Genomic DNA, 2,486 nt, shown 5'->3' with positions numbered 1-2,486 from the left:
TCAGCAAGTCGTTCTTCACCGTCGGCGCTAAGGCGGCCGATAAGGACGACTTCGTTGGCTACAACAAGCTGACGGGCGACGTATGGTACGATGCCAACGGCAACAAAGCCGGCGGTCAGGTCGTCTTCGCCAATGTCGGCAAGAACAAAGGCCTCACAAACCTCGACTTCGTCGTCATCTAAGCATCATTAAAATGGGCGGAGCCTCGAAAAGGCTCCGCTCGATGTCTTCCCAGGATCTTACAGCTCCAGTTCCATCGTGACGGGTGCATGATCGGAGGGGCGTTCCCAGCCGCGCGTGTCGCGGGTCACGTCAACCGAGCGCAGGGACCCTTTCAGCGTGTCCGAAATCCAGATGTGGTCGAGGCGGCGGCCTTTGTTGGCGGCGGCCCAATCGGGCGAGCGATAGCTCCACCAGGAATAGATCTTCTCGGGCTCGGGGCGCAGGTGCCGTGCGGCATCGATCCAGCCTGCTTCCTGGCGCAACTCTTCGAGGGCCTGCGTCTCGACCGGCGTGTGGCTCACCACGTCGAGAAGCTGCTTGTGGCTCCACACATCGTGTTCGAGTGGCGCGACGTTGAGATCGCCGACAAGAATGGCAGGGCCCTTCGTCGGTTTTGCCTTGGAGCCCCAGCTGCGCATCTCCGCCATGAAGTCGAGCTTGTGGCGGAATTTTTCGTTGAGGTCTGGATCGGGAATATCGCCGCCCGCCGGCACGTAGAAATTATGGATCGTGATGCCGGAGGCAGCTTTCGCCTGGCCGAGGGTGACGGTGATGTGGCGCGCATCCTGACGTCCGCACATTTCCATCACGCTCGTCTCCGTGAACGGAAAACGCGAGAGGATCGCGACGCCGTTATAGCCCTTCTGGCCCATATGGACGACGAAGGGATAACCGAAGGATTGCAGCTCCTTCAGAGGAAGCTTGTCATTCGGACACTTGGTCTCCTGCAGGCACAGGATGTCGGGCCTCCGCTCCTTGAGGAAGCGTTCGACCTGATCGATGCGCAGGCGCACGGAATTGATGTTCCAGGTGGAGACGGTGAGTTTCACGGAAAGAAGCCCCTTCGACAGACTTCTCCCGGCTACGACAGTTTGAGGCGGGAGGGAAGCCGAAAGGCTATTTGTTGCCGCCGTCGCCGCGGATCTCTTCGTATTGGATGCGGAAGAGGTCCTGATCGATGCGGCGGCCTTTTTGGGCGTCGTTCAGCACCACGACGGTCTGGAAGCCCTGGGCGTCGACGATCCGCCATTGGTTGAGGTTCTGCACCTCGGGGTCGAAGAACAGGGTGATCCGGGACGTGCCGCCAAGCGTCGACGAATCCTCCAGGTTGATTCGCACCGCGTTGGGCTCGTTACTGATCCCGATGATCTTGATGTCTTGGCCGAGATTGACGCGCTCTCGCAGCAGGAATTTCAGCGGCGTCTGCGAGATCGAATAGAGATCCTGGGTAGCGAGCTTGCGGTCGCGCACCGCCACCGAGCGTCCGTCGGCGATCACCTCGAGAGTGGCCGGGGGATCGTATTCGAAACGCACCTTGCCCGGGCGCTGGAGATAGAGCGTGCCGCCCATGCGCCGTCCGTCGCCACCCACTTGCGTGAAATCCGCAACCAGGGTGTTGAGATTGGTGAAATAGGCGTTCGCCCGGTCCACTATGGCGCTGTTCGGCAAGGGCTGGCCCTGGCCAACCGGACCCATGGAAGCGGTGACGATCGGTTTTTGCGTAATCTCGACGGGCTGCGTCTCGGGAGCCGGAGTCGATTCGGCGAAGGCGGGCCGGGCAGGGGGGAGCGGCGCGGTCGCCGCAAGCATCTGCTCGGCATTGACCGGCCTTGCGATCACGGGTCGGCTGGGCTGGGCGGCTGCGGCTGTTGCGGAGGCCTGGTGGAAGGTCGATGTCGGAAGGGAGCTTGGCGAGGCGGCAAAGCCTCCGGTGACCGGCCGCTTGGGCGGCAGGATCATTTCCATGGGCAGCGTCTGCGCCATAGCCGGCAGCGCGCCCGCAAGAGCGGACGCTACGGTCACCAGACCGGCAAGGCTGAGAAGACGCATCGAGACCTTCCTTCGAGAACCATTATGACCGCAGCTGAGCGTTTGCGCAGCGCTGAAAGATGACGCAGGGCCGCGGCCAAGGTTCCGGGCATATAGGGATTAATCCTCTCCCCCGTGAGGGCTCTCCATGAGGATTTCGCGTTTCCCGGCGTGGTTGGCGGGTCCGACGATGCCCTCGTTCTCCATCCGCTCCATCAGCGACGCCGCCCGGTTGTAGCCAATCTGCAGCCGCCGCTGGATGTAGCTCGTCGACGCCTTCTTGTCCCGCAGCACCACCGCCACCGCTTGGTCGTACAAATCTCCGCCCGGAGCCCCGAACTCGCCCTGGTCGAACACCGCCGTGTCGGGGGCCGCCTCCTCCTCGTCGGCGGTCACCGCCTCAAGATATTGCGGACGGCCCTGGCGCTTCAGATGCGCCACCACATGCTCCACTT

Annotated in this window: 3 protein-coding genes and 1 pseudogene; 1 reads left to right on the top strand and 3 read right to left on the bottom strand. The window is 62.4% G+C overall.

All coding sequences use genetic code 11. The annotated features are described in order from the left end of the window. Positions 1 to 182 (top strand): annotated as a pseudogene (locus MJ639_RS17740) (calcium-binding protein); the annotation flags it as partial. 57 nt (positions 183 to 239) lie between these two features. Here MJ639_RS17740 and xth read toward each other — a convergent pair. The 3 genes from xth to MJ639_RS17725 form a co-directional block, all read right to left on the bottom strand. Next, a complete protein-coding gene (gene xth, locus MJ639_RS17735; RefSeq protein WP_243375680.1) occupies positions 240 to 1,052 on the bottom strand; it encodes an exodeoxyribonuclease III in 813 nt (270 codons plus the stop codon). A gap of 67 nt (positions 1,053 to 1,119) precedes the next feature. Then, positions 1,120 to 2,052: an outer-membrane lipoprotein carrier protein LolA gene (locus MJ639_RS17730; RefSeq protein WP_243375678.1), complete on the bottom strand. Its 933-nt coding sequence runs from the start codon at positions 2,050 to 2,052 to the stop codon at positions 1,120 to 1,122. Positions 2,053 to 2,151: 99 nt separating this feature from the next. Continuing rightward, on the bottom strand, positions 2,152 to 2,486 hold a 335-nt coding region (locus MJ639_RS17725), incomplete at its 5' end, for a DNA translocase FtsK (RefSeq protein WP_279306695.1).

Source organism: Microvirga solisilvae, assembly GCF_022808595.1.
GTDB lineage: Bacteria > Pseudomonadota > Alphaproteobacteria > Rhizobiales > Beijerinckiaceae > Microvirga > Microvirga solisilvae.
The sequence above is the reverse complement of the archived record's forward strand: the minus strand, read 5'-3'. Positions and strand labels throughout refer to the sequence as shown.